The organism is Amycolatopsis sp. NPDC045836, from assembly GCF_056431745.1.
Genome location: NZ_JBWKKF010000031.1, coordinates 1 through 24,192, shown reverse-complemented (window position 1 = coordinate 24,192; position 24,192 = coordinate 1). Strand labels below are relative to the sequence as shown.

The window sequence follows — 24,192 nt, the reverse complement described above, 5'->3', positions numbered from 1 at the left end:
GAAGAAGGGGCGTGACCACCGCGTGGTCACGCCCCTTCTCGTGGTGCTCAGGCCTGCTGGTCGAACTCGCGGGCGGCCAGCGCCCGCACGATGCCCGCCCGGCCTTCGGAGACCAGCCGGCGCAGCGCCGACGGGTGCTCACCGGCGAGCCAGGCGTCGGCCGCCTCGACGGTGGTGGCCTCCACCGCCCACGACGGGAACAAGCCCATCACCGTCGGCTGCGCCCGCTCGCTGGACCGCCGCGACCACACCTCGTCGATCACCTCGAAGTACTTCCCGACGTAGGCGCTGAGCAGCGCCTTCTGCCCCGGGTGCGAGAACCCGCCGATCAGCGCGTTGCTCACGGCGTTGGGCAGTTCGTCGTCGAAGACCGCGCGCTGCCACGCGTCGGCCTTGGCCTCGGGCGTCGGGCGCAGCGCCCGCGAACCCTCGGCCTGGCGGCGGCCGGTGGCGGTGTCGTCACGGGCGAGTTCGGCGTCGATCTCGGCGTCGCCGGCCTTGCCGTGCGCGACCAGCGCGTGCAGCAGGCGCCACCGCAGGTCGGTGTCCACGGTGAGCCCCTCCAGCGGGGCCGAGCCGTCGAGCCAGCCCGCCACCGCGGTCAGCGCGGTCTCGTCCAGCACCCCACCGGCGAGTGAATTGACGAACGCCAGCTGGTGGTCCGATCCCGGCTGCGCCGCCTGCGCCAGCTCCAGCAGCTTGCCGGTGAACGCCGGCCAGCCCTGTGACATCGCCCACTCGGGCTCGGCGTAGGAGTTGAGCGCGGTCTGCGCCTGCAGCAGCAGCCGCTGCACCACGCCGACCTCGCTCTCGGCGTGCACGCCCCGCGAAACCAGGGTGACGAAGTCGCGTGCCTTCAGCTCGGCCTCGCGGGTCATCTCCCAGGCCGCCGACCAGCACAGCGTGCGCGGCAGCGGCTCGGTGATGTCGGCGATCCGGTCGATCAGGGTGACCAGCGAACCGCTGTCCAGCCGCATCGTGCAGTAGGTCAGGTCGTCGTCGTTGACCAGCACCAGCTTGCCCGCGGCCACCCCGGTCAGGTCCGGCACCGTGGTGCGCTCGCCGGTCACGTCCAGCTCCACCCGCCGGGTGCGGGTGATCCGGCCGGCGTCGTCCTCGTCGTAGACGCCGATCGCGATGCGGTGCGTGCGCAGCTCACCGGCACCGGGCTTCGCACCCGACTGGACCACCTCGAACGAGCTGAACCGGCCGTCGCCGTCCACCTCGAACCGCGGGGTGAGCGAGTTGAGCCCGGTGGTCTCCAGCCATTCGGCGCTCCACCACGACAGGTCGCGGCCGGAGGCCTCTTCGAGCGCGGCCAGCAGGTCGGCCAGGGTGGCGTTGCCCCAGGCGTGCTTGCCGAAGTACAGCCGCAGCCCGGCGAGGAAGTTGTCCTGGCCGACGTAGGCGACGAGCTGCTTGAGCACGCTCGCGCCCTTGGCGTAGGTGATGCCGTCGAAGTTCACCTCGACCGCGTGCAGGTCGACGATGTCCGCGGCGATCGGGTGCGTCGAGGGCAGCTGGTCCTGCCGGTAGGCCCACGACTTCTCGATGTTGGCGAAGCTGGTCCACGCGTTGGTGTACTCGGTGGCCTCGGCCTGGGCGAGCACGCTGGCGAAGGTGGCGAACGACTCGTTCAGCCACAGGTCGTCCCACCAGCGCATGGTGACCAGGTCGCCGAACCACATGTGCGCCATCTCGTGCAGCAGCGTCTCGGCGCGCCGCTCGTAGGCGTAGCGGGTGACCCGGCTGCGGAAGACGTAGTCCTCCAGGAAGGTGACCGCGCCGGCGTTCTCCATCGCCCCGGCGTTGAACTCCGGCACGAACAGCTGGTCGTACTTGCTGAACGGGTACGGGGTGCCGAACTTCTCGTGGTAGAAGGCGAAGCCCTGCTTGGTCTCGGTGAACAGCCGCTCGGCGTCCATGTGCTCGGCCAGCGAGGCGCGGCAGTAGATGCCGAGCGGGATCTCGCCGTGGCTGTCGGTGTAGCTGTCGCGCCACTCCGCGTACGGCCCGGCGATCAGCGCGACCAGGTAGGTGGAGATCCGCTCGGAGGTGCGGAAGACCGTGCGGACCGCGCCCTCCGGGGTCTCCTCGGCCGACTCCACCAGCGCGTTCGAGATGACCTTCCAGTCACGCGGCGCGATCACGGTGAGCCGGTAGACCGACTTGAGGTCCGGCTGGTCGAAGCAGGCGAACATGCGCTTGGCGTCCGCGGTCTCGAACTGGGTGTAGAGGTAGACGCCCTCGTCGACCGGGTCGACGAAGCGGTGCAGGCCCTCGCCGGTGTTCATGTACCGGCAGTCGGCCTCGACGACCAGCTCGTTCGACGCGGCGGGCTCCGGCAGGGCGATCCCGTCTTCCTCGCGGTAGTTCTCGATCGCCAGCTTGCCGCCGTTCAGCGTGGCCGAGCGGATCTGCTCGGCGACGATGTCGACCCAGGTGGCCTCGCCGGGCCGGGAGCTGGTGAACCGCACGGTGGTCTTCGAGCCGAAGATCTTCTCGCCCGGCCCGCCACGGCCGTCGGTCAGATCGAGTTCGATGTCGTAGGACTCGACTTCGAGCAGTCCGGCTCGCTGCTTGGCTTGGTCGCGCGTCAGGTTCGGGGCGGGCACAGGCACCTCTGGTCGTTGATATCGGTTATCGGTTCGCTTACCAGGGCATCCAATCATGTGAGCGGCCTCATTGACGATGGGGAACAACGGGCGCGCCCCGGCTGTTGCCGGGTGCAGGGAGTGCCCCATCGACCAGGGAGACGTGATGACCGCAGGAAAACCGGCCGAGGTGGACTTCTACTTCGACCCGATCTGCCCGTACGCCTGGATCGCCTCGCGGTGGATCCTGGAGGTCGAACAGCACCGGGACATCGACCTGAAGTTCCGCGTGATGAGCCTTTCGGTGCTGAACGAGAACCGCGAGGACCTGCCGGAGGACTACCGCGCGATGCTGGAGCAGGGCTGGGGCCCGGTCCGGGTGGCCATCGCGGTGGCCGAGGCCAAGGGCGAAGCGGTGCTGCGCGACTACTACACCGCGATCGGCACCCGCATCCACAACCAGGGCCGCGGCTACGGCGACGAGGTCATCCGCGAAGCGCTGCGGGAGATCGGCGCCCCGGAGGAGCTGGCCGAGGCCGCGAACTCCACCCGATATGACGACGCGCTGCGCAAGAGCCACCACGAGGGCATGGACCCGGTCGGCTCCGACGTGGGCACGCCGACCATCCACATCGACGGCCTGGCCTTCTTCGGCCCGGTGCTGACCTCGATCCCGCGGGGCGAGGACGCGCTGCGGGTGTTCGACGGCGCGCAGCTGCTCGCCTCGTACCCGGACTTCTTCGAGCTGAAGCGCACCCGCACCAGCACGGACACGCTGAACTTCGACTGATCGGCGGGGTGTGACCGGGCGGCTCCGGTGAGTAGGGTCATCGCTCATGGGAGCCGTCTCGACGCCGGTGTCACGTTCACGGGTGGCCATCGCCGGGTTCATCGGTACCACGATCGAGTTCTACGACTTCTACATCTACGGCACGGCAGCCGTGCTCGTCTTCGGGGACGTCTTCTTCCCGGAGTTCTCCCCGGCCGCGGGCACGATCGCCTCGCTGGCCACCTTCGCCGTCGGGTTCATCGCCCGGCCGCTCGGAGCCGTCCTCTTCGGACATTTCGGGGACCGGGTCGGCCGCAAGCGCATGCTGGTCGTGTCCCTGCTGCTGATGGGGCTGAGCACGGTCGCGGTCGGCCTGGTGCCCGGGTACGCCGCGCTCGGCGTGCTGGCGCCGGTCCTGCTCACCGCGTTCCGCTTCCTGCAGGGCATCGGGCTGGGCGGGGAGTGGGGCGGGGCCGTGCTGCTGTCGGTGGAGTACGCGCCCGAGGGCAGGCGCGGGCTGTACTCCAGCTTCCCGCAGCTGGGCCCGGCGGTCGGCTTCTTCCTCTCCGGCGGGGTGTTCCTGCTGCTGACCTCGGTGTTGTCCACCGAGGACTTCCGCGCCTGGGGCTGGCGCATCCCGTTCCTGCTCAGCGCCGTGCTGGTGGTCGTCGGGTACCACATCCGGACGACCATCGCCGAGACACCGGTGTTCCAGCGCGCGATGGACCGCGCCGACCGGGCCAGGGTGCCGCTGTTCGAGGTGGTCCGCAGGCAGAGCGGGGTGCTGCTGCTGGCCTCGGGTGCGATGGTGCTCGCGCACACGCTGTTCTACACGGTGATGACCTTCAACCTGTCGTACGGCACGAAGGTGCTGGGGCGGTCCTACAGCGCGATGCTGACCTGCACGGTGATCGCCGCGGTGTGCCTCGGCGTGGCCACGCTCGCCTCCGCGCGGCTGTCGGACCGGCTCGGGCGCAAGCGCGTCTGCCTCGGCGCGGCGGCGGTCTCGGTGCTGTGGGCGTTCCCGATGTACTGGCTGATGAACACCGCGGACCTCCTGCTGATCACCGTGGCGCTGAGCGGCGGCATGGTGATCATGGGCTTGTTCTTCGGGCCGATGGGTGCCTTCCTGCCGGAACTGTTCGCCACGCGGTACCGCTATTCCGGGGCGTCGGTGGCGTACAGCATGGGCGGCATCATCGGCGGTGCGGTGTCCCCGATCCTGGCCACGGAGTTCTACGACGCGACCGGTTCGTCGTGGCCGATTTCGCTCTACCTGGTGGGTGTTTCACTGGGGGCGGCGTTGTGCGTGGCGCTGCTCGGGGAGACCTACCGCAGTGAGCTGGCGGGGTAGCCCGCTCAGCCGATCCGCAAGGCGGACCGCGTGACGTCCTCGGCCACCGGGGAAGCCGCGATCGCCTGGGCGGCGTCGATCTCCCCGGCCCGGAGCGCACCGTCCAATGTGGTCAGCTTCCGCAGGATCTCCTGCTGCGCCACCACGAACTCGCGGTCGACCGGAGCGCCGTGGCCGGGCACGAGGATCTCCGCGCCGAGGCCGAGCACGCCGTCGAGCGCGGCGGGCCAGTTGCCGAGGGTGGTGTCCGGGCCGAAGGATTCGGCGCTGAACGTGCCCGGCGGCGCCCATTCCAGCAGGTCGCCGGCGAAGACCACGGAGGCGTCGGGCACGTGCACCACCACGTCGTTGCCGGAGTGCGCCGGGCCGAAGTGCACCAGGTCGACCCGGCGCCCGCCGAGGTCCAGCTCGGCCCGGCCGGTGAGCAGCCGATCGGGCAGCGCCAGTTCCGGTTCGCCCCGGGCGGCCAGTTCCCGGTGGCAGTCCTCGTGGGCCCACACCTCGCACGGCAGGAACGCCGAGACGCCGAACGCGTGGTCGAAGTGGTCGTGGGTGAGCACCACGGTCCACGGGTGCGGGGTCACCTCGCGCACCGCGTTCGCCAGTTCCGCCCCGTCGGCGGCGTTTTCACGGGTGTCGATGACCAGGCAGGCGCCGTCGCCGACCACGAGTCCGACGGTCAGGTCCCACTTCTCGTAGCGGCGGGCGCAGACACCGTCCGCGAGTTCGTCCCAGCGCACGTTCACCTCGGGGTCACGTCGACGAAAACGCCCTCGTCGAGATAGGGGGCCACTTCGGAGGAGTTCACCGCGATCGCGAGATCGACGTCCCGCATGTGCCCGGCCTGGCTCAGCTCCTTGCCCGACGACGAACTGGCGACCACCGCGCCGACGTCCGGACCGGCTGCCCGGTAGGCCCGCGCGGCCAGGCCGGCCTCGGCTGACGGCCACTGCGCACCCGCGGTGATCAGCTCGTCGACGATGGCCCCGGCGCCGAGCAGGTCCTCCGCGCTCGGCCGCAGCGTGCCGGTCGAGCCGAGGTTCGCCAGCACGTCCACCCCCCAGCGTTCCCCCGCCGGGATCACCCCGATCGGCTCGCCCTGCGCCAGCACCCGCGCCATCCGCGCCACCGCCCTGGCGTTGCGCAGGCAGCCGGTGAGCACCTGGGTGCCGGCGTTCGCCGCCTTCGCGCACAGCGTCGCACCGTTGGGCGACGGCAGCGCCAGCAGCGTGCCCGCCGGAATGGTCAGCACCGAAGCCGGTCGCAGGCTCCACTCCCATTCCCCCGCGGGCACCGCCCCGGCCGCCCGCGCCGCCTCGATCGCGTGCTCGTCGCGCCAGCGCAGCGGCAGCACCCGCGCGCCCCGGCCGAGCGCGATGTCGACGGTGGTGGAGAAGGACAGCACGTCCACGATGATCAGCACGGCGCACTCCGCGCTGAGCGCGCTGATGCCCTCCTCGCCCCATTCCAGCCGCATGTCGTGCCCCGGCTGCCCGAAGATGCTCATCCGCCCAGCATGCCGGGCGGACGCGCCCCGCGCGCCGCCGGATGGCAGACTCAGCACCGTGCGTGTTTACCTTGGAGCCGACCACGCGGGCTTCGAACTGAAGAACCACCTGGTCGAGCACCTGCGCGAGCAGGGCCACGAAGTGACCGACGTCGGCCCGGCCGAGTACGACCCGGCCGACGACTACCCGGCGTACTGCGTCGAGACCGCCCGCCGCGTGGTCGCCGACGAAGGCAGCCTCGGCATCGTGATCGGCGGCTCCGGCAACGGCGAGCAGATCGCCGCGAACAAGGTCGCCGGTGCCCGCGCCGGGCTGGCCTGGAGCGTGGAGACGGCGAAGCTGACCCGCGAGCACAACCACGCCCAGCTGATCGGGGTCGGCGCGCGGATGCACACCACCGAGCAGGCCACCGAGATCGTCGAGGCGTTCCTGGCCACCGAGCCCTCGCCGGACGAGCGGCACGGCAGGCGGGTGCGGCAGCTGCTGGACTACGAGCGCACCGGAACCCCGCCGGCGCTGCCCTGATGCCCGAGGGCCACACGCTGCACCGCCTGGCGCGGCTGCACGAGCGGCGCTACGCCGGCGCGCCGGTCGAGGTCTCCAGCCCGCAGGGCCGGTTCGCCGCCGAGGCTTCCGTTGTGGACGGTCAGGTGCTGAAAACCGCCGAGGCGTACGGGAAGCACCTGTTCCACGACTACGGTCCCCACGGGCTGGTGCACGTGCACCTCGGGCTGTACGGCACCTTCACCGAAGCGAAGCTGCCGGTCACCGAGCCGGTCGGGCAGGTGCGGATGCGCCTGGCCGGGCGCACCCACTGGACCGACCTGCGTGGGCCCACCCGCTGCGAACTGCTCACCGAGGAGCAGGCCGACGCGATCAAGGGGCGCCTCGGGCCGGACCCGCTGCGCCGCGACGCCGAGCCCGAGCTGGCGTGGCAGCGCATCTCCGGGTCGCGGACCTCGATCGCGGCGTTGCTGATGGACCAGTCGGTGCTGGCCGGTGTCGGCAACGTCTACCGCGCCGAGGTGCTGTTCCGGCACGGCGTCGCGCCGATGCTGCCCGGCAAGGCGCTCGACCGGGCGCTGTGGGACGAGATCTGGGCGGACCTCGTGGTGCTGATGGGGGACGGCGTGCGCGTCGGCCGGATCGACACCGTGGCCCACGAGCACCGGCCCGAGGTCACCGGCCGGGTGCCGCGCAACGACCGGCACGGCGGTGAGGTCTACGTCTACCGCCGCACCGGGTTGCCGTGCCTGGTCTGCGGCACCCCGGTGGCCCACCGGGAACTGGCGGGCCGCAACCTCTACTGGTGCCCGGTCTGCCAGCCGGCCTGAGCCGGGTTCAGAAGCCACCGCCGAAGTCGCCGCCGCCGCCGAAGTCGCCGCCACCGAAGTCACCGCCGCCGAAGTCGCCGCCCCCGGCGTCACCGCCCGCATCCCCACCAGCGTCGGCCTCGGCCGCGGCGTCCTCCTGACCGGCGTCGTAACCGGATTCCCACGCCGAAGCGCTGGCGATGCCCGCCATGCCGGAGAACATCGCGCTGAACAGCAGCATCGAACCCAGGCCCCAGGCACCGGCGACCAGCGCCGGCTTCCACCACGGCTCGCTGTACCAGCCCTGCGGCACCGGCCGCCCGGCCACGCGGCCGCCGGGGTAGTAGTGCGGGGTGTTCGAAGTCGGGTCGGGCGAGGCTTCGTAGTGCTGGCCTTCGACGTCGACCGAGCGGTACTCGGTGACCTTGCCCGCGTTCTCGCGCTCCGCGTCGCGCGGCAGGTCCGGACCGGGGTCCATGCCCATCGCCAGGCGCGCCGCGCGCACGTAGTAGAGGCCCTCCACGGCGGTCTCCTTGACCAGCCGGGCCTGTTCTTCGGTCTGCGCCTGCTCCATCTGCGAACCGGCCGCGTTGTAGCGCTCGGCCGCGTCGGCCAGCGCCTGCTGCGAAGCGGTGTCCGAGCCGGTCAGGTTGAGCACCTGCCCGCCGAGGCGTTCGAGCAGGCGGCGGGCGTCGGCCTTGGCGTCGTCGAGCCGCTGCTGCTTGGCGGCGGCGTTCTTCCTGGCGAGGTAGACCCCGCCGCCGACCACCAGAACGACAAGAACGATCAGCACGATCGCGGTGCCCATGGTGACTCCCTGCGTTGACGGTCTCCTGATCCGGACAACGCGGGCGGCCGCGGGGTGGTTCCCCCTGGTGGGTGGCCCGGCTCACGCGGGGGAGTGAAACCGGGCCACCGGCTCACCAGGCGCGGCCGACGGTGTAGGAGTCGGTCCAGATCTTCTGCAGGCGGACCACGTCACCGGACTCCGGCGCGGCCCACATCTGCCCGTCACCGGCGAAGATGCCCACGTGGTAGACGCTGCCAGCGGAGTTGGCGAAGAAGACCAGGTCGCCGGGCTGCATGGCGGCGCGGTCCACCGGCGCCACCGCGGCCCGCTGGTCGCGGGAGGTGCGCGGCAGCTCGATGCCGATCTGGCGGTGGACGAACTGGGTCAAGCCGGAGCAGTCGAAGCTGTCCGGGCCGGTGGCGCCGTAGCTGTACGGCTTGCCCTGCTGCGCGGCCGCGACCTCGAGCAGGCTCTGGTTGGCCGGCTTCGCGGCTTCGGTGTGGGTGGTGCCCCGGTGCTGCGGCGGAGCGGGGGCCTCCACCGGAGCGGGCGCGGGGGCGGCGACCGCGGTGCCGGGCACGGACAGGAACGCGCCCGCGCCGGCGACGCAGGCCGCGGTGAAAGTGCCGAGACGGCGGTTTCGGCCGCAGGACGGCCGGGAAGCGGTGGACACTTTTGTCCTCCTGGGGTGTTTCTCGCGTGTCGGGGTCCTCGACCGAATAGGCCGATCACGGGACGATAAACACGCGATCGCCCGGTTTTCGAAATCGCTTCCGTCCCCTTACCGGTGACTCGGGCAACAGCTCGAATGGAGCGCGAAGTAAAGATTCCCAGCTCAAAAGGAACTAGGTAGACGGACAGTAATCGGAACTGTTGTGACGCACATCACAGGTTATCCGTGGCGTCGATCACCCTTGTGGTTTACGCCCGATCAGTATTCGCACCGGAACCGCTTCGGTGAATCGGCCGTCCGGTTGCGCGGCGGTCAATGCCTGGCGAAGATCTTGGTCGAAGAGGTCCCACTGCTCCGCGGGCAGGCGCTCGCGGGGTGCGGCCGAGTAGAAGGAACCGAGGAACTCGTCGATGCCGAACGTCTCGAGGTAGTCCGCCCGATGCTCTTCGACCCCGGTGTACCCGGCTCCGGCCAGGAGGTTCGCGTACTCGGCGCGTTCGGCCTCGCTGCTGCCGCAGGTGGGGAAGCGCAGCGGGCCGAGCCACTTCGACGCGGTCTCGCGCAGGGCGGGCGCCCAGGGCGCGTCCTGGGTCCAGACCGGTGTCCCATTGGCGAGCACCGCTATCCCGCCGCCGGGTTCGAGCAGTGGCCGAAGCGTGGTGAACACCGTTCCGGCGGCCATCCAGTGCAGGGCCTGCCCGATCGTCACCAGTGCCAGGCTCTCCTCGGCCAGCAGGGCGGTGCGGCTGCTGGGGCCACCGAGACCACTGAGGTCACCGAGGTCGGAGTCGTACCCGAGCAGCCACGCGGTGTTGGTCACCCCGGCCGCCTCGGCCCGCCGCCTCCCGTGCGCCAGCATGTCCGCGGACGGGTCGAGTCCCAGCACGAACCCGGCGTGCGCGGCCAGCGGTACGGTCAATTGCCCGGTACCGCACCCGAGGTCGAGCACCTTCGACCGTTCGCCCAACGCGAACCGCTCCGCCAGGAATTCGATCTCCTCGGGCCGGTAACCCCGGCGGTATTCGCGTAGTGGTCGGCGGTGCTCCCGGTGAAAACGCCCCGTGTGCTCATGGCGGACGATTTTGCTCACCCGAATCCGCCGGTGGCAACAAATTCAGCTGCGGGCGATCGGGCGGGCTGAGAGCATTGGCGGCATGTCGAAAGCCGTCTACCTCATCACCGGCATCTCCGCCTCGGGCAAGTCCACCGTGGCGCAGGAACTCGCCGGCTCGCTGCCGTCCGCGGTCCACCTGCGCGGTGACCTCTTCCGCAAGATGGTGGTCACCGGCAGGCACGAAATGTCCGCCGAACCCACCCGGGAAGCGATAGCGCAACTGCGGCTGCGTTATCGGCTGGCGGCGGCCTGCGCCGACGGTTACTTCGAGGCCGGGTTCAGCGTGGTGTTCCAGGACGTCGTGCTCGGCCCGTACCTGGCCGAGGTGGTCGGCATGCTGCGCAGCCGTCCGCTGATCGTGGTGGTGCTCGCCCCCGATCCGGCCGTGGTCGCCGAGCGCGAACGCGGGCGGGCCAAGAGCGCGTATGTGGGTTACACGCCCGAGATGATGGACGCCGAGCTCCGCCGGAACACCCCGCGGTTGGGCCTCTGGCTGGACTCGTCGCGGCAGACCCCGGCCCAGACGGCCGCGGAGATCCTCGACCGCGGCTGGCGGGAGGGGCAGCTGCCGTAACCGCTTGCCCCGGCCGAGAGCTTTGCGGTACAAAGTCCAGATACTTTGAAATGCAAAGCTGAGGGGATGTGGCCGGGATGCCGGAAGGGGACCCGCCGAACTGGTCGGCGCGGGAGTCGCTGGACCTGATCGATCGAGAGCGGGCGGTGGTGGCGAAGCAGCTGCACGGCGGCGTGCAGCACATCGGGGCCATGTGGGCGGTGCTGTGGTTCCTCGCCTTCCTGGTCTTCCACCTGGCCGGTCAGGGCTGGCCGGGACCGGTGTTCCCGGCTTGGGTGCCGGGGGTGGTGATGACCGCGCTGGTCGCCGCCGGTTCGGTGGTCTCCGCGGTGGTCGGCATCCGCTCCGGCAAGGGCGTCCGCGGGTCGTCGTCACGGGCCGGGGCGATGTACGGCATCAGCTGGCCGCTCAGCTACGCCGCGTTGATCGCGGTGAACCTGCTGCTGATGGCCAAGGGGTTGCCGGTGGACCTGGTACCGCCGCTGTGGGCGGGCACCACGATGGCGCTGGCCGGGGCGCTGTGCCTGGCCGGTGGCGCGATGTTCCGCGACACGGTGTTCTACGGCGCCGGGGTGGTGTTCCTGCTGACCGCGGTCGGCGCGGTGCTGGTGGGCAAGGACTACCAGTCGGCGGTGGTGGCGGTCGGCGGCCTGCTCGGCTTCGGCGCGCAGGCGTTGTTCCAGCGGCGGCGGTGCTGATGGGCGTGGAACTGGACCCGGTCATCCACGCCCAGGCCCGGCTGCGGGTGACCGTCGCGCTGGCGGCGCTCGCCGACGGCGACTCGATCTCCTTCCCGCGGCTGCAGGACCTGCTCGGCATGACCGCCGGGAACCTGTCGACGCACCTGCGCAAGCTCGAAGACGCGGAGTACGTCGAGATCACCAAGACCCACCAGCGCCGCACGCCGGTGACCTACGTGTCGCTCACCCGGCGCGGACGGCTGGCCTTCGAGGACTACACGGCGGCGCTGAAGGCGCTGCTGAACGGGAGCGGAGAATGAAGCCCATCGAGGTCGGCGCGCTGCGGAAGCGCTACGGGCGCACCGATGCGCTCGACGGCATCGACCTGAACGTCGAGGCGGGACGGGTGTACGGGCTGGTCGGCCGCAACGGGGCGGGCAAGACCACGCTGATGCGCACGCTGCTCGGCCTGGTCCGGCCGAGTTCGGGCACGGTGCGCGTGCTCGGGCACCCGCCGGGCGACCCGGCCGTGTTCCGCCGCGTCGGCGCGCTGGTCGAGGGCGCCGCCTTCTACCCGCACCTGACCGGCCGGGACAACCTCCGCCTGCTCACCCGGTACGCCGGGCTGCCGGAGTCCGAAGTGGACGAAGCACTGGCGCGGGTCGGCCTCGCCGGCCGGGCGGACGACCGGTACCGCGGGTACTCGCTGGGCATGAAGCAGCGCCTCGGGGTGGCGTCGGCCCTGCTGGGCTCGCCCGAACTGGTGGTGCTCGACGAACCCGCCAACGGCCTCGACCCGGCGGGCGTGGCGGCGCTTCGCGAGTTGATCCGGTCGCTCCGGGACGGGGGCAGCACGGTGCTGCTGTCGAGCCACCTGCTCGGCGAGGTCGAGCAGGTCTGCGACCGGGTGGGCGTCCTCCGCGCCGGGCGGGTGGTGTTCGAAGGCACGCTGCCGGAGCTGAGGGCGGGGCGTTCGCTGGAGGAGCGGTTCTTCGAGCTGACCGGTGCCGGGGAGTGGGCCGCGTGAGCGCCGTGGCGGTCCGGGCCGAGCTGTTCGCGTTGCGGCGGCACCCGGCGTTGTTCATCGTCAGCGGCATCTGGTTCGTGCAGGTCCTCGGGTTCAGCTACCTGCTGGTGTACCTGATGCGCGGTGGGCTGACCGCCGCGGACTCGGAGGCGTTGCTCGGCGCGCTGCTGCCCGCCGGGCTGGACCGGTACATCCTCGGCGGGCTGCCCGCGTTCGGCGGCCCGATGGCGTTGGTGCTCGGTGTCATCCTGTCCACTTCGGACTACCGCTGGGCGACGCTGCGCACGCTGCTGATCCGGCGTCCGTCGCGGATTTCGTTCCTGGGCGGGAAGTTCCTCACGGTGGTGGCCGCGAGCTCCCTGCTCTCGGCGGTCACGCTGCTGGCCAGCTTCGTCGGCAGCACGGGTGTCGCGGTGGCGTCGGGGCGGTCGTTCGCGTTGCCGGGGCCCGGCCCGGTGCTGCTGGTGTTCGCCGCGATCTGGCTGGTGCTCACGGCGTGGGCGGCGACCGGTTTCGCGGTCGGCATCCTGGTCCGGGGCGTCGGCGCCGGGATCGGCGTGGGGCTGCTGGTGACCGTGGTGCTCGACCAGCTGTCCGCGCCGCTGGCTTCGCTCCCGCTGGTCGGCGCCCTGCGGACCGGGTTGCTCGGGGCGAACTCCGGCTCGCTGGCGGTGGCGTTCGGGGTGCGCGAGGCACCGGGGGTGGTGGCCACGACCAGCGGCCCGGTTGCCGCGCTGGTGCTCGCGGCGTACGCGGCGGGGTCGTTCGCGGTGGCCGCCGCGGTGTTCCGGCGGCGTGACGCGGGATAGCCAGTCCGACTAGAACACGTTATAGTTCTGCGGTGTGAAGTTCTCCCTCTCGGTTGCCATGAGCCCACTGGACCAGCTCACCGAGCTGGCGGTCACGGCCGAACAGAGCGGTTTCTCCTCGGTCGTGCTGCCGGACTCGCTGTTCTACTCCGAGGAGGTGTCCGCGGACTACCCGTACACCCCGGACGGGAACAGGTTCTGGAACGAGGAAACGCCTTGGGCCGATCCGCTGGTCGCCGCGGCGGCCATGGGGGCGGTCACCACGGACCTCGAGTTCTACACCTCGGTGCTCAAGCTCGGCTCGCGGAACCCGGTGCTGCTGGCCAGGCAGGTGAACTCGGTGGCCGCGCTGACCGGCGGCCGGTTCGGGCTGGGGCTGGGGGTGGGCTGGTCGCCGGAGGAGTTCGAATGGTGCGGCGCGCCGTACGCCCGGCGCGGCAAGCGGGTGAACGAGGCGATCGAGGTGCTGCGGCTGATCCTCGACGGCGGGATGGTCGAGTACCACGGCGAGTTCTTCGACTTCGGGAAGCTGCGGATGAGCCCGACGCCGCCGAAGCGGGTGCCGTTCTACATCGGCGGCCACACCGAGGCCGCCCTGCGCCGGGCCGCGAAGTACGGGGACGGCTGGTCGTCGGCGATGATGAAGTTCGACGACCTGCGCTCCACGATCGGCCGGCTGCGCTCACTGCTGGCCGAGGAGGGGCGCGGGGACGTGCCGTTCGAGTACCAGGCGGTGTGCATCGACAGCTTCGGCGTGGACGGTTACCGGGCGCAGGCGGAGATCGGGGTGACCGACGTGATCACCATGCCGTGGGTGTTCGACGGCATCGGTTTCGACGGTGAGCTGCCGGCCAAGAAGGACTCGATCCGCAAGTTCGGCGCGGAGGTCATCGCGGCGGTAGGGGAGGACGGATGAGCATCTCGGTCTGCTGGGACCCCGAGGCCGACCAGCCGCCGGCGCGGGTGGCCGCCTGGCGCTCGATGACCGCCGTGACCCGGGGCGCGAAGGAGGAGTGGCTGTCCCTGTTCGCCCCGGACGCGACGGTGGAGGACCCGGTCGGCCCGTCCTTCTTCGACCCGGACGGCACCGGCCACCACGGCCACGAGGGCATCGCGGCCTTCTGGGACAAGGCGATCGGGCAGGTGGAGCGGTTCGAGTTCACCATCCGCGACTCGCACGCCGCGGGGAACGAGGTGGCCAACGTCGGCACCATCACCACGTACCTGCCGGGGAACTACCGCGTGGACACGGACGGCGTCTTCGTCTACCGGGTGGGCGAGGACGGCCTGATCCGCTCGATGCGCGCCTTCTGGGAAACGGAACGGGCGATGGCTACCGCCCGAGAGGTCAAACCGACCTGACGGCGCGCCTTGGCCGGTTTGACCTGCGGTTTCGCTGCTGGAGCGGGCGACGGGAATCGAACCCGCGTAGCCAGTTTGGAAGACTGGGGCTCTACCATTGAGCTACGCCCGCGTGCTCCCGGAGGACCGGGTGCACAGGCAGCTTACCGGTTGCCGCTAAGCTGGGTGCAAGCCACCCGGGTGGTGGCCGGCTTACGGGATGTGGCGCAGCTTGGTAGCGCATCCGCTTTGGGAGCGGAGGGTCGCAGGTTCAAATCCTGTCATCCCGACCAGAGGTCTCTGACCAGCAGAGACGTGTGTAGTCCGCCGACGCTTCCGGTCCGGTCGGTCGCTTTGGTGACGTGGCAGGCGCGCTGGTCACCGCTACCCTGTCCGGGATCGGCGTGAGGGCACTGAGCAGGCGGACGGTGTCGCGGGGCGGCCGCGGCGAAACGGCGAGCACCCGCTGAGTGAAAGCTCCCCGAGCGGAACTCCGGCCATGCACCATGCCTTCTGCAGAAACGTGAAGTCCGCAAGAACGCGTATTCGCGGATAGCGGGCGTTGAGGCTGACCCGATCGGGTTTCTGGTGTATTCCGCCCCGGCTCCCCGCCTCCTGTCGCTGAACGGGGGGTTCGGAATGGAACAAGGGCACCGGGGTGGGCGTGGGGTGCTGGAGGGGACCTTCCTCCTGCTGGACGCGCTCACCTCCCAAGGGGAAGCCGGTCCGGCTCGGCTCGCGGGGCGTACCGGGTTGCCCAAGGCGACGGTCCACCGGTTGCTGGACCAGCTGACCGCACTCGGAGCGGTTCAGCGCACCGCCGGGCGTTACCGCATCGGGCCGCGGTTGTTCCGGCTCGGGCAGGCGTGGGAGCCCGTGCCCCTGTTGCGCGCCGCCGCCCAGCAGCCGCTTCGGCAGCTCGCGGTGAACTCCGACCGGGCGAGCGTGGGGCTGACCGTGGCGGCGTCGGGGCAGTCCACGATCGTGGCCGGGGTGTCCGGCGAGCTGGACGACGTGCGGCCGTGGAGCCCCGGCACGCTGCTGCCCCGCGGGTGCGCCGCGGACGTGGTCTTCGCCACCACCGCACCCGAGGCGGCGCCGCCGGAGGGCTACTCCGCGGCCGAGTGGCGGCGCATGGTGGCCAGGGCCGCGGACCGGGGCATCGCGTTCGACTACCGGCGGTCCGCGCCGTGGCGGGCGGCGTGCCTCGGCGTTCCCGTGTTCGCGCCGTCCGGCGAGGTGGTCGCCGCGGTGGCGGTGGCGGTCTTCGACGGCAGGCGACTGGCTTCCATCGCGCCGGTCGCGCAGCACGCCGCGGCGGCGATCAGCGCGAACCTGGCGCGGCTACCCGCCACGGCGTTGTCGGCGATCGAATCCTGGGGCGACGGTCGCTGAATCCACGCGTCCCGTTCAACGAGACGAACCCTTTCCCGTTTCCACCGCTGCTGTTGTCGTGGTCGCCGGCAAATGATTCCGAAACGAGGGGCAGTTCTTGTCGTGAACACTCGAAACCGCCTGCTCGCCGGCGCGGCCACCGTCGTCGCCACCACCGGTTTGCTGCTGGGGGCCACCGCTCCGGCGGGGGCCGCGACCGGCCAGGACCAGGTGTCCGTGGCCGGTCCCGAGAGCGTCGCCGTGTGCGGCGGAAGTGTGGGGTGATCGACCGGCACCACCACCGCCGCGGCGAGGCCATGGTCAGGCGCATGGTCACTTACCAGCAGCTCAAGGCGGCGAAGCCGGCCACCTTCGCCACCGCGGCCGACGATTGGCTCAAGCTGGCGAAGGAAGCCGAGACCGCCGCCGAGAACCTGTACGAACGGGGTGGCAAGGCCCTCGGCGAGCAGTGGGGCGACACGCTCGGTGAGAAGGCGGGCGGGCACTGCCGCAAGATCGCGCAGGACTTCCAGGCCGCCGGCATGGCCATCCGCGGCGTGGTGGTCACCCTCGACGGGCTGGCCACCGCGTTGACCGCGGCCAAGCGCAACCTCGACGCCGCCGTCGAATCCGCCACCGAGGCCGGGCTCGAGGTAGACGGCAACGGCGGGGTGACCGTGCCATCGGGGACCGACGACCCGAAGGCGGCCGAGCACGCGAAGCGGGCGGGCTGGCTCATCTGGGACGCCGTCAACGACGCCACCAAGATCGACGAGGAAGCCGCGGACAGCCTGCGGCGGCTGATGCAGCCCGCCGGCATCACCAAGGTGCTGACCCAGCAGCAGCTGGCCGACGAGGTCCTCAACGACGAGGTGAAGAAGGCCGGGCACGCCGGGCTCAACATGCTCAAGCAGACCATGCCGATCAACGCCGACGCCGCCACGCAGGCGGAGTGGTGGAAGGGCCTCACCGACGCCGAGCGCAAGCAGTACCTGCAGGCCGCGCCGGTGAACCTCTACGACATGCCGGGCATCCCCGACGACGTGAAGAAGCAGATGGTCGGCGACGACGGGCTGAACCGGATCGAGATGATCCGCTGGGCCGAGAAGTACGGCAACACCGACCACACCGACATCCCCGGCATGGCCAACTGCACCAACTTCGTGTCCTACGCGATGAACGAGGGCGGGATGCTGCCGCAGGACGGCGGCGGCAAGACCGGCTGGAACGAGGACCACCAGGGTTTCCCGAGCATCCCGGGGTACGGCTCGTTCGACAAGACCCAGCACGGCGCCGCGTGGGGTGCCGCGCAGAACCACCACGACTACCTGCTCGCCAACGGCGGGGAAAGCGTGCAGACCAAGGACGCGCGGCCGGGCGACATCCTCTACCTGCGGAACGAGAGCGGCACCATCCACCACACCGCGCTGGTCACCGCCGTCACGCCGGACGGGGAAATCCTCTACACCCAGCACAACTCGAACCGCACGAACATCGGCCTCGGTTCGCGTGCGCCGCACAACGAGATCCAGACCGGCTACGGGGACACCCCGCTGATCGTCCGCCCCCACCCGAACTGGGACTAGGAGGAAGCCATGGGCAACCCGAACATCCGGATGAACCCGGACGGCGTCCGGCAGGTGGCCGACGACCTGCGTGCCAGCGCCGACCAGGCCAAGAACACCATCGGCTCGCTGTTCGACAGCGGCAACCAGGCCGCCTCGGCGCACGGCGGCTGGGCTTCGGGCGCGGCGCTCACCGAATGCGGGCACACCTGGTGGAAGGAGCTGACCACGCTGGTCGAGCAGACCGCCAACACCGCGTGGAAGCTCGACCAGAGCGCGCAGAGCGTGTCGAACATGGACAAAGAGGCGCGGGAACGGCTCAGCACCGTGCTCGGCGACCTGAAAACGAGCTGAGCCGTGGGGAACGACGGTTACGAGGTCGACCCGGCGGTGCTGAAGCAGGCGTCCGGTGAGGCGGGCGGGGTGCGGGACCGGCTGGGCAGGGACGGGCGGCTCCCGGACGACACCACGCAGACCGCCGGCCGCACGCTCGGCGGGGAGAACTTCCAGCTGGGCGACGCGCTCAAGAGCACCGGCGAACTCTGGTACTCGCAGATCACCACGCTGCACCAGGCGTGCCACAAGATCGAGCAGAGCCTGGCCGCCGGCGCCGGTGGTTACCGGGTGACCGAGGACAAGACCGAACTGTCCATGGCGGAAATCGCCGAGTTCTTCGAATAGGCGGGGGCATGCTGAAGTACGAGAACCTGTACCACGCCCCGGTGCACGCCCTCGAACAGGCCGTCGAGGACTGGGGCAAGGTGATCGGCAGGATCGAGGCGCTCGGCGCGGAGCTGACGGATTCGGTGGCCCAGCCGCTCAAGGCGTCGGGCTGGAAGGGGCCCGCCGCCCAGCAGGCGCTGTCGTTCATCGGGGAGACGAGCAAGGAGTTCGACGACGCCGCCAAGCAGGCCAAGGGCATCCGCGACCTGCTGGAGGAGGCCCACGGCCGGATCAAGCGCAACCAGGACGCGCTCTACCGGATCGCCGACCACGAGGCACCGGCGAAGGGGCTCGAGGTCGCCGAAAACGGCGAGGTGACGGCGAATCCGCCGATCGACGGGCAGGACCGGTCCACCTGGCGGGGCAAGGACGACGCCCGCGACGCCATCGAGGAGGGCAGGCACGCGATCGAGGCCATCCAGACCCGGATCAACCACGTGCTGCGCGACGCGTCCGAAGCGGACCAGACGGCGGCCTGGGCGTTGCGGGCCAACCTCGGCGGGGAGCAGCACGACTTCAACCAGCCCACCCACACCAGCTTCGCCGCCGCCTGGAACGCCGGTGCCTGGAAGAGTTCGGTGACCGGCTCCGGCAGCTTCCTCGACCCGCACGGCAAGGACATCGTGACCGCCGCGAACAAGTACGGCATCAACCCGAAGGTGCTCGCCGCCCTGCTGATCCAGGAGGGCGAAGGGCGGCAGCTGGCCACCAAGGTCCCGTTCGACCTGTTCCGCCGCCTGGAATCGGGGGGTGTGGCCGGCAATTCCGTTGGCATCGGCCAGATGCAGGCGGGGACGGCGGCGGAGCTGATGGAGAAGTACCACGGCGAGAAGGTCGGCCAGGACGAGATCAGGGGCAGGCTCGCCCGCGACGACCGGCTGGCGATCGACCTCGCCGCCGCCAACCTGCACCACCTCAAGAACACCTACGGCATCACCGACGAGCAGGCCTACACCGCCTACGCCGCCGACGACAAGCTCATCCGGGCGTGGCTGCGCGACGACACCGGCTTCCCGGACTACGGCAACATGACCGAGCGGTCGGACAGCTTCGCCAAGCGGTACGCGCAGGCGAACGAAGTCGGCGGGCTGGTGCGCTGAGTTGGGGGACGGCCCCGCTCGCGACGTGGTTTGTACGAGCGGGACCTCGGGACGGACGGCTCGGGCCCAGGCCGCCCGCCCCTGCTCGCTCGAGTTACCCGGTCTGGTCCGGTGTTAATCGCGTACGGGGCGGCGAACCGGCGGCCCGTACGCCGCGTATCCAGTGGTACCGGTTCGCCCGGATGGCGGTGAGCCGGGTCACGTCACAGGCGGGACCGGGACGCGGCGGTGGGAGCCCGTCCGCGTACACTCCGTGTTCGCGCACGCCCGGTCCGGCAGCCCGCCAACCCTGATCAGACCGCGGCGATTTGGTTACTCGGCCGCAACCCTCGTGGTGGACGTTCGTTCTGGTGTGCGCGTGCGCCCCGACGAAAGGACCCATGGATGAGGCTGCCGAGACGGCTCGCCGGAATCGCGGCCGCGGCCTGCCTGGCGCTGACCGGGTGCGGGGCCGAACCGCCTGCCGAGCCGCCGGCCGGGGACATCGAGGTCGCCTTCGTGCCCAAGGTGCAGTCGATCGCCTACTTCGACGCGATGAACGAGGGCGGCAAGCGGGCCGCGGAACTGCTCGGCGTGCGCTGGACCTACCGGGGCCCGCTCACCGCGGACGCCGCCGAGCAGGTCGCCGTGGTGCGGGACTTCGTCGCCAGGGAGGTGAACGTGATCGTGGTCGCGCCGAACGACCCCGACGCCATCGCGCCGGTGGTCGCCGAGGCCAGGGCCAAGGGCATCCGCGTGCTGACCACCGACACCGACGCCCCCAACTCGGGCCGTGAACTGTTCGTCAACCAGGCGGGCGCGGAGAGCATCGGCCGCGCGCTGACCGACGCGCTGATGCGCAAGACCGGCGGCACCGGGCAGTACGCGATCGTGTCCTGCGGGCCGGCCGCGGTCAACCTCAACGCCTGGATCGCGGTGCAGAAGGCCTACACCGCGCAGAACTACACCGGTGCGCAGATCGTCGACATCGTCTACGTCGGCGAGGACCAGGACGCCGCGACGGCCAAGGCCAAGGAGCTGATGGCCGCGCACCCGCAGCTGACCGGGCTGGTCGGCGAGTGCACCACCTCGGCGCCCGGGGTGGCCAGGGCGGTGCGGGAGGCCGGGCGCATCGGGCAGGTGTTCACCGTCGGCGTCGGTACCCCGCAGACCATGAAGGAGTACCTGCGCGACGGTTCGGCGTCGGCCTCGGTGCTCTGGGACGTGGAGAACCTCGGTTACCTGACGGCGTGGGCGGCGAAGCAGACCGCCGACGGCAAGGTGTTCGAGCCGATGAACAACGTCAGCCCCGAACTGCCAGCCGTCCGCTACAGCGCCGCCGAGAAGACCCTGGTGCTCGGGGACCCGCTGCTGATCACGAACGACAACGTCGACCAGTTCGACTACTGACCCGCCCACCACCACCCTCAGCGGAGCGCTTCGCGCCATCACCCATAGGCCGGAGCCCCGACCAGCATCCCCTCGCAGCTGCGCAGCACCACTTCGGCGGCCCGCCGGGCGGTCCCGCTCAGCGCCGGGTTCGCCGCCTGCTCCCGCCAGTGCCACAGCGCGTCCTGGACGGCCTCCTGCAACTCCGCGGGGGAGAGCTCGTCCTCGATGCCGAGGCGTTCGAGCAGGCCGACGCCGACCCCACCGGTGAGCCGGACGGCGTCCTCGGCCAGCTCCTCCGGCAACCCGGTCCGGCCGCTGCGCAACGCCGCCAGCACCCGCAGCTCGGCGAACTCGTGCGCGCCGGAGACCAGCCGGTCCAGTTCGGCGGCCAGCTGCTCCCCGCCGGGCCGGGGCTCCCGCCGCAGCAGCACCTCCAGCCCGAGCAGGGCGGCGCGGGCCTTCAGCACGTCCTCCCGCGCGCCGAACTGCTGCGCGATGCCGTCCCGCAGCTCCCCGAGGCCGCTGCGCTGCACCAGCTGCCCGGCCAGCGACGGCACGGTGTTCGCGCCACGCCGGATCAGCGTGGTCGCCAGCCGCAGCCCGAACAGGCCGAACCGGCCCAGCAGCCACTCGCGGGCGCCGGGCCGCAGCGGCAGCGGGGCGTCGGCGCGGACGAAGCGGTCCGCGGAGAGCAGCCTGCTCTCCAGGTCCGGCCGCGGCACCTGGGCCAGCGCGCTCAACGCGGCGAACTCCGGTTCACCCAGCGTGCGGCCGGCGCCGGCGACCAGCCCGGCCACCGCGACCACGTCCTGGCACAGGTCCTGCACCTCGTCGGTGCGGCGGTAGCGGCGGGCCACCTGCCGGGCCGAGATGAGCGCGTCCACCCGGCCGGCGCCGAGTTCGTCGGCGCGGGAGAGCACCACCATCGTGTGCACCGGCGGCGCCCAGGCGCTCGGCGGGCCGTGCAGCGTGCGCAGGCCGTCCAGTTCCGGGCCGTGCGGGCGGCGCACCAGGTACAGCACGGCGTCGGCGTCGGTCAGCCCCCCGGCCAGCGCCTGCGGCCCGGCCTCGGGGTCCAGCGCGGGCGTGTCCAGCAGCACCAGGTCGCGCAGCTGGCGGCTGGGCCAGTCGACCACCAGCCGGTCCACCTGCTGCCCGGCCAGTGGCGCCAGCTCCACCCGCAACCGCCGCTCGCTGCGGTCGGCCGCCAGCTCCCACGGCGCCGCCCCGCCCGGCGGGTACGCCAGCGCCCGCGGTGCCGATCCGCCCCGGTACCAGGTGAGCACCTGGCGGTCACCGAGCTCGAGCGGTGCCACCTCGTCCCCGGCCAGCGCGTTGACCAGCGTGGACTTCCCGGTGGCCGCCGGGCCGACCACGGCCAGCCGCAGCGGTTCGGCGAACCGCGCCAGGTGCCGCTCCAGCCAGCTCGTCGCGCGGGCGCTGTCCTGGTAGAGCGAAAGCGCGCGCTGCAGCAGGGCACCGGCGGCTTCGGCGATCACGCGATCAGCCCACGCGGGGAACTGGGCACGATCCGGGCGGCGGACATGGCCTTGATCCGCTGGCGGATGGCGGCCAGCTCGCTGACCGCGGTCCTGATCTCCTGCGCGCGCTGCTTGCGCTGCGCGGCCTCGGCGTCGATCACCTGCTTGATCGCCTTGGCCGAAGCGGAGATCTCCTGGCGCCGCTGCTGGGCGTAGGCGGTGAACCGGTCGCGCAGGGCCCGCTGCAGCAGCCGCGCGGCGTCCTTGCTCTCCTTGCCGTAGGCCAGGAAGAAGTCGTCGACGTGGCGTTGCGCGGCGGTCTTCGCGGTGGCCTGCCGCCGCTTGAGCCGGTTGCCGCGCTCCTCGAACACGCTCTTCGCGCCGAACGCGGCACCCGCGCCCAGCGAGATCGGGTTGATCAGCGGCATGCCGGCCACGGTGGTCGCCAGGCCGAACATCAGCAGGCCGGTGTACGACCCGCGCATGCCGACGAACAGCTTCTGGCCCACGCTGAACCGCTCGACCCGCGGTTTGCGCATCCCGCTCGCGTGATCGGCGGGCGCGTCCGCGACCAGCAGTTCGTGCAGCAGGTCCTGATCACCGGGGGCGACCTGGCGGACCAGCTTGTGCGCGATCCAGTCGAACCGCTCGAGCAGCCAGTTGAAGTTCGTTTCGGCGACGGTGGCCAGGTTGACCTGCAGCCAGTCCTCGAACTCGTCCCAGTCGCGCGAGGGGTCGGCGGCGTCGAAGTACTCGTCGACCTCGCGCAGGATCTGCCGGGTCCGGTCACGCAGGTCGAACTCCAGGTCCGCGATCAGGTCGGCGATCTCGTCACCGAGCAGCGTCTGCCAGCGCGCGGAGTCCTGCTGGAGCTGCTCCAGCTTGCGCCCGGCGGCCTGCCAGCGCGCCACCGCTTCCGGCGAGTCGCCGCGCTGCGTGGCGGCGAACTCGTCCTGCAGCGGGGGTACCAGCTGGTCCACCGTCATCCCGGCCAGCGCGGCCACCGACCGGTTGTGCAGCACGTCGGCCTGGTCCAGCCACTCGTGCTTGAGCCGGTGCAGCAGCTCCTCGAAGCCGGATTCGGCGTTCAGGTCGCGATCGCCCGCCTTGGCCGCGGCCAGCCGCAGCGCCGCCGAAACCGGTACCACGGTGGCGTTCAGCCCGGCCGCGGTCAGCCGGGCGCGGTTGCGCTCGGCCACCACCCGCCAGCCCGGCACGATGTCGATCTTGGTCAGCGCCACCATCACCGTCGGGCACACCCGGGTGACCTGGCCGAGCAGTTCCAGCTCGCTCGGGGAGAACTCGCTGGTCGCGTCGGTGGCCATCAACACGGCGTCGGCCTGCAGGATCTCCGACAACGCGGTGGCGGTGCGGGCGGCGTCCCCGGCGGGCGGGGTGTCGATGAGCACCAGGCCGGTGGCGAGCAGGGCCCGGGGCAGGCCGATGTGCGCGCGGGCGATCTCGGTGCCGGGCTGGGCGGCCTCGCGGTTGGCGTCGGCGGTCACCGAATCCACCGCGGCGGGCACGAGCTGGTTCGACGGCCCGCTCTCGAGCAGCCGGTCCTGGCGGGCGGACGGGTGCAGCACCACCGCCGCGCTGGGGGCTTCGGCGTACTCGACCACCGCGGGCACGGTGGTGGTCAGGTCGTCGCCCGTGGCACACACCGGCGCGTTGACCAGCGCGTTCACCAGCTGGCTCTTGCCCTGGCCGGTCTCGCCGATGACCAGGATGCGCAGCTTCGGGTCGATCAGCTGCGCACGTCTTTCACGCAGGCGACGGAGCAGATCCGGGGTCCCGTGCGCGGCGCAGGCCCGGATGGTGTCGTCCATCAGCTGGAGCCAGGGCGGAGCCATCACCCGAAGGAGTGTGCCGTGTCCGAATCGAAATGCAAAAGTGGGACGGGGGGGGGGGGGGGGGGGGGGGGGGGGGAGGGGGGGGGGGGAAAAAGAGGGGGGGGGGGGGGGGGGGGGGTGGGAGGGGGGGGGGGGGGGGGTGGTTAGGGCGGAGGAGGAACCCACTGGGCGGTACAAGA

General features: G+C 71.3%; 26 protein-coding genes and 2 tRNA genes. 19 read left to right on the top strand and 9 right to left on the bottom strand.

Features of this window, described 5'->3' with window-relative positions; translation table 11 throughout:
• Positions 1 to 47 precede the first annotated feature (47 nt).
• Positions 48 to 2,615, bottom strand: coding sequence for an aminopeptidase N (gene pepN / locus AC07EG_RS36590; RefSeq protein ID WP_478257891.1), 2,568 nt, complete (start codon positions 2,613 to 2,615; stop codon positions 48 to 50).
• 145 nt (positions 2,616 to 2,760) lie between these two features.
• Between pepN and AC07EG_RS36585 the strand changes: the two genes are divergently transcribed.
• Both AC07EG_RS36585 and AC07EG_RS36580 read left to right on the top strand, forming a co-directional pair.
• Entirely contained in the window at positions 2,761 to 3,384 is a 624-nt protein-coding gene (locus tag AC07EG_RS36585; protein ID WP_478257847.1) for a mycothiol-dependent nitroreductase Rv2466c family protein, read from the top strand.
• 46 nt (positions 3,385 to 3,430) lie between these two features.
• Positions 3,431 to 4,717 (top strand): MFS transporter, encoded by a 1,287-nt coding sequence (locus AC07EG_RS36580; protein ID WP_478257846.1) that lies wholly within the window; start codon positions 3,431 to 3,433, stop codon positions 4,715 to 4,717.
• Positions 4,718 to 4,722: 5 nt separating this feature from the next.
• Here the strand turns inward: AC07EG_RS36580 and AC07EG_RS36575 are convergent, their stop codons facing one another.
• The gene (locus tag AC07EG_RS36575; RefSeq protein WP_478257845.1) at positions 4,723 to 5,463 is read right to left on the bottom strand and encodes an MBL fold metallo-hydrolase; all 741 of its coding nucleotides are present in this window, start codon (positions 5,461 to 5,463) and stop codon (positions 4,723 to 4,725) included.
• Entirely contained in the window at positions 5,460 to 6,224 is a 765-nt protein-coding gene (locus AC07EG_RS36570) for a 2-phosphosulfolactate phosphatase (RefSeq protein ID WP_478257844.1), read from the bottom strand. The genes AC07EG_RS36575 and AC07EG_RS36570 overlap by 4 nt, the downstream gene beginning before the upstream one ends.
• A 58-nt stretch (positions 6,225 to 6,282) precedes the next feature.
• Here AC07EG_RS36570 and AC07EG_RS36565 point away from each other — a divergent pair, with 58 nt between their 5' ends.
• Together AC07EG_RS36565 and AC07EG_RS36560 are read left to right on the top strand one after the other, a co-directional pair.
• Positions 6,283 to 6,750 carry a ribose-5-phosphate isomerase gene (locus AC07EG_RS36565; RefSeq protein WP_478257843.1) on the top strand — a complete coding sequence of 156 codons (468 nt, stop codon included), beginning with the start codon at positions 6,283 to 6,285 and terminating at the stop codon, positions 6,748 to 6,750.
• On the top strand, positions 6,750 to 7,559 hold the full coding sequence (locus AC07EG_RS36560) for an Fpg/Nei family DNA glycosylase (RefSeq protein ID WP_478257842.1): 810 nt from the start codon (positions 6,750 to 6,752) through the stop codon (positions 7,557 to 7,559). Before AC07EG_RS36565 ends, AC07EG_RS36560 begins: the two co-directional genes overlap by 1 nt.
• A 7-nt stretch (positions 7,560 to 7,566) precedes the next feature.
• On the opposite strand, the gene AC07EG_RS36555 is transcribed toward AC07EG_RS36560, so the two are convergent.
• The 3 genes from AC07EG_RS36555 to AC07EG_RS36545 form a co-directional block, all read right to left on the bottom strand.
• Positions 7,567 to 8,346, bottom strand: coding sequence for a hypothetical protein (locus AC07EG_RS36555; RefSeq protein ID WP_478257841.1), 780 nt, complete (start codon positions 8,344 to 8,346; stop codon positions 7,567 to 7,569).
• 112 nt (positions 8,347 to 8,458) lie between these two features.
• Positions 8,459 to 9,001: a C40 family peptidase gene (locus AC07EG_RS36550; protein ID WP_478257840.1), complete on the bottom strand. Its 543-nt coding sequence runs from the start codon at positions 8,999 to 9,001 to the stop codon at positions 8,459 to 8,461.
• A gap of 235 nt (positions 9,002 to 9,236) precedes the next feature.
• Positions 9,237 to 10,091: a class I SAM-dependent methyltransferase gene (locus tag AC07EG_RS36545; RefSeq protein ID WP_478257839.1), complete on the bottom strand. Its 855-nt coding sequence runs from the start codon at positions 10,089 to 10,091 to the stop codon at positions 9,237 to 9,239.
• 64 nt (positions 10,092 to 10,155) lie between these two features.
• On the opposite strand from AC07EG_RS36545, the gene AC07EG_RS36540 reads away from it, so the two are divergent.
• The 7 genes from AC07EG_RS36540 to AC07EG_RS36510 all read left to right on the top strand — a co-directional run bounded on the left by AC07EG_RS36540 (position 10,156) and on the right by AC07EG_RS36510 (position 14,567).
• Positions 10,156 to 10,689 carry an AAA family ATPase gene (locus AC07EG_RS36540; RefSeq protein ID WP_478257838.1) on the top strand — a complete coding sequence of 178 codons (534 nt, stop codon included), beginning with the start codon at positions 10,156 to 10,158 and terminating at the stop codon, positions 10,687 to 10,689.
• Between the two features lie 77 nt (positions 10,690 to 10,766).
• Positions 10,767 to 11,387 (top strand): hypothetical protein, encoded by a 621-nt coding sequence (locus AC07EG_RS36535; protein WP_478257837.1) that lies wholly within the window; start codon positions 10,767 to 10,769, stop codon positions 11,385 to 11,387.
• Positions 11,387 to 11,689, top strand: a complete 303-nt coding sequence (locus tag AC07EG_RS36530; protein WP_478257836.1) for a transcriptional regulator — start codon at positions 11,387 to 11,389, stop codon at positions 11,687 to 11,689. Before AC07EG_RS36535 ends, AC07EG_RS36530 begins: the two co-directional genes overlap by 1 nt.
• The gene (locus AC07EG_RS36525) at positions 11,686 to 12,396 is read left to right on the top strand and encodes an ABC transporter ATP-binding protein (RefSeq protein WP_478257835.1); all 711 of its coding nucleotides are present in this window, start codon (positions 11,686 to 11,688) and stop codon (positions 12,394 to 12,396) included. Before AC07EG_RS36530 ends, AC07EG_RS36525 begins: the two co-directional genes overlap by 4 nt.
• On the top strand, positions 12,393 to 13,205 hold the full coding sequence (locus AC07EG_RS36520; protein ID WP_478257834.1) for a hypothetical protein: 813 nt from the start codon (positions 12,393 to 12,395) through the stop codon (positions 13,203 to 13,205). The genes AC07EG_RS36525 and AC07EG_RS36520 overlap by 4 nt, the downstream gene beginning before the upstream one ends.
• A gap of 34 nt (positions 13,206 to 13,239) precedes the next feature.
• On the top strand, positions 13,240 to 14,121 hold the full coding sequence (locus AC07EG_RS36515; protein WP_478257833.1) for a TIGR03619 family F420-dependent LLM class oxidoreductase: 882 nt from the start codon (positions 13,240 to 13,242) through the stop codon (positions 14,119 to 14,121).
• Entirely contained in the window at positions 14,118 to 14,567 is a 450-nt protein-coding gene (locus tag AC07EG_RS36510) for a nuclear transport factor 2 family protein (protein WP_478257832.1), read from the top strand. Before AC07EG_RS36515 ends, AC07EG_RS36510 begins: the two co-directional genes overlap by 4 nt.
• Positions 14,568 to 14,605: 38 nt before the next feature.
• Here AC07EG_RS36510 and AC07EG_RS36505 read toward each other — a convergent pair.
• Positions 14,606 to 14,679 (bottom strand) — tRNA-Gly (locus AC07EG_RS36505).
• Positions 14,680 to 14,762: 83 nt separating this feature from the next.
• Here AC07EG_RS36505 and AC07EG_RS36500 point away from each other — a divergent pair.
• The 8 genes from AC07EG_RS36500 (at position 14,763) to AC07EG_RS36465 (ending at position 20,697) form a co-directional block, all read left to right on the top strand.
• A tRNA-Pro gene (locus tag AC07EG_RS36500) sits at positions 14,763 to 14,839 on the top strand.
• Positions 14,840 to 15,215: 376 nt separating this feature from the next.
• On the top strand, positions 15,216 to 15,941 hold the full coding sequence (locus tag AC07EG_RS36495) for a helix-turn-helix domain-containing protein (RefSeq protein ID WP_478257831.1): 726 nt from the start codon (positions 15,216 to 15,218) through the stop codon (positions 15,939 to 15,941).
• 102 nt (positions 15,942 to 16,043) lie between these two features.
• Complete coding sequence (locus AC07EG_RS36490) at positions 16,044 to 16,205, top strand: hypothetical protein (protein WP_478257830.1); 162 nt, start codon at positions 16,044 to 16,046, stop codon at positions 16,203 to 16,205.
• Positions 16,206 to 16,249: 44 nt separating this feature from the next.
• Positions 16,250 to 17,506 carry an amidase domain-containing protein gene (locus AC07EG_RS36485; RefSeq protein WP_478257829.1) on the top strand — a complete coding sequence of 419 codons (1,257 nt, stop codon included), beginning with the start codon at positions 16,250 to 16,252 and terminating at the stop codon, positions 17,504 to 17,506.
• Positions 17,507 to 17,515: 9 nt separating this feature from the next.
• On the top strand, positions 17,516 to 17,839 hold the full coding sequence (locus tag AC07EG_RS36480) for a WXG100 family type VII secretion target (RefSeq protein WP_478257828.1): 324 nt from the start codon (positions 17,516 to 17,518) through the stop codon (positions 17,837 to 17,839).
• 3 nt (positions 17,840 to 17,842) lie between these two features.
• The gene (locus tag AC07EG_RS36475) at positions 17,843 to 18,166 is read left to right on the top strand and encodes a hypothetical protein (protein WP_478257827.1); all 324 of its coding nucleotides are present in this window, start codon (positions 17,843 to 17,845) and stop codon (positions 18,164 to 18,166) included.
• An 8-nt stretch (positions 18,167 to 18,174) separates the two neighbouring features.
• Positions 18,175 to 19,308, top strand: a complete 1,134-nt coding sequence (locus tag AC07EG_RS36470; protein WP_478257826.1) for a transglycosylase SLT domain-containing protein — start codon at positions 18,175 to 18,177, stop codon at positions 19,306 to 19,308.
• Positions 19,309 to 19,692: 384 nt separating this feature from the next.
• Entirely contained in the window at positions 19,693 to 20,697 is a 1,005-nt protein-coding gene (locus AC07EG_RS36465; RefSeq protein WP_478257825.1) for an autoinducer 2 ABC transporter substrate-binding protein, read from the top strand.
• Between the two features lie 38 nt (positions 20,698 to 20,735).
• Here the strand turns inward: AC07EG_RS36465 and AC07EG_RS36460 are convergent, their stop codons facing one another.
• Positions 20,736 to 22,178 (bottom strand): hypothetical protein, encoded by a 1,443-nt coding sequence (locus AC07EG_RS36460; RefSeq protein ID WP_478257824.1) that lies wholly within the window; start codon positions 22,176 to 22,178, stop codon positions 20,736 to 20,738.
• Complete coding sequence (locus AC07EG_RS36455) at positions 22,175 to 24,016, bottom strand: dynamin family protein (RefSeq protein WP_478257823.1); 1,842 nt, start codon at positions 24,014 to 24,016, stop codon at positions 22,175 to 22,177. The genes AC07EG_RS36460 and AC07EG_RS36455 overlap by 4 nt, the downstream gene beginning before the upstream one ends.
• Positions 24,017 to 24,192: the final 176 nt, after the last annotated feature.

Coding starts and splice junctions, on each gene's coding strand:
- AC07EG_RS36465 (WP_478257825.1), top strand. CDS start 19,693: ATGAGGCTGCCGAGACGGCTCGCCGGAATCGCGGCCGCGGCCTGCCTG.
- AC07EG_RS36530 (WP_478257836.1), top strand. CDS start 11,387: ATGGGCGTGGAACTGGACCCGGTCATCCACGCCCAGGCCCGGCTGCGG.
- AC07EG_RS36485 (WP_478257829.1), top strand. CDS start 16,250: ATGGTCACTTACCAGCAGCTCAAGGCGGCGAAGCCGGCCACCTTCGCC.
- AC07EG_RS36480 (WP_478257828.1), top strand. CDS start 17,516: ATGGGCAACCCGAACATCCGGATGAACCCGGACGGCGTCCGGCAGGTG.
- AC07EG_RS36470 (WP_478257826.1), top strand. CDS start 18,175: ATGCTGAAGTACGAGAACCTGTACCACGCCCCGGTGCACGCCCTCGAA.
- AC07EG_RS36510 (WP_478257832.1), top strand. CDS start 14,118: ATGAGCATCTCGGTCTGCTGGGACCCCGAGGCCGACCAGCCGCCGGCG.
- AC07EG_RS36555 (WP_478257841.1), bottom strand. CDS start 8,346: ATGGGCACCGCGATCGTGCTGATCGTTCTTGTCGTTCTGGTGGTCGGC.
- AC07EG_RS36560 (WP_478257842.1), top strand. CDS start 6,750: ATGCCCGAGGGCCACACGCTGCACCGCCTGGCGCGGCTGCACGAGCGG.
- AC07EG_RS36540 (WP_478257838.1), top strand. CDS start 10,156: ATGTCGAAAGCCGTCTACCTCATCACCGGCATCTCCGCCTCGGGCAAG.
- AC07EG_RS36525 (WP_478257835.1), top strand. CDS start 11,686: ATGAAGCCCATCGAGGTCGGCGCGCTGCGGAAGCGCTACGGGCGCACC.
- AC07EG_RS36580 (WP_478257846.1), top strand. CDS start 3,431: ATGGGAGCCGTCTCGACGCCGGTGTCACGTTCACGGGTGGCCATCGCC.
- AC07EG_RS36585 (WP_478257847.1), top strand. CDS start 2,761: ATGACCGCAGGAAAACCGGCCGAGGTGGACTTCTACTTCGACCCGATC.
- AC07EG_RS36535 (WP_478257837.1), top strand. CDS start 10,767: ATGCCGGAAGGGGACCCGCCGAACTGGTCGGCGCGGGAGTCGCTGGAC.
- AC07EG_RS36570 (WP_478257844.1), bottom strand. CDS start 6,224: ATGAGCATCTTCGGGCAGCCGGGGCACGACATGCGGCTGGAATGGGGC.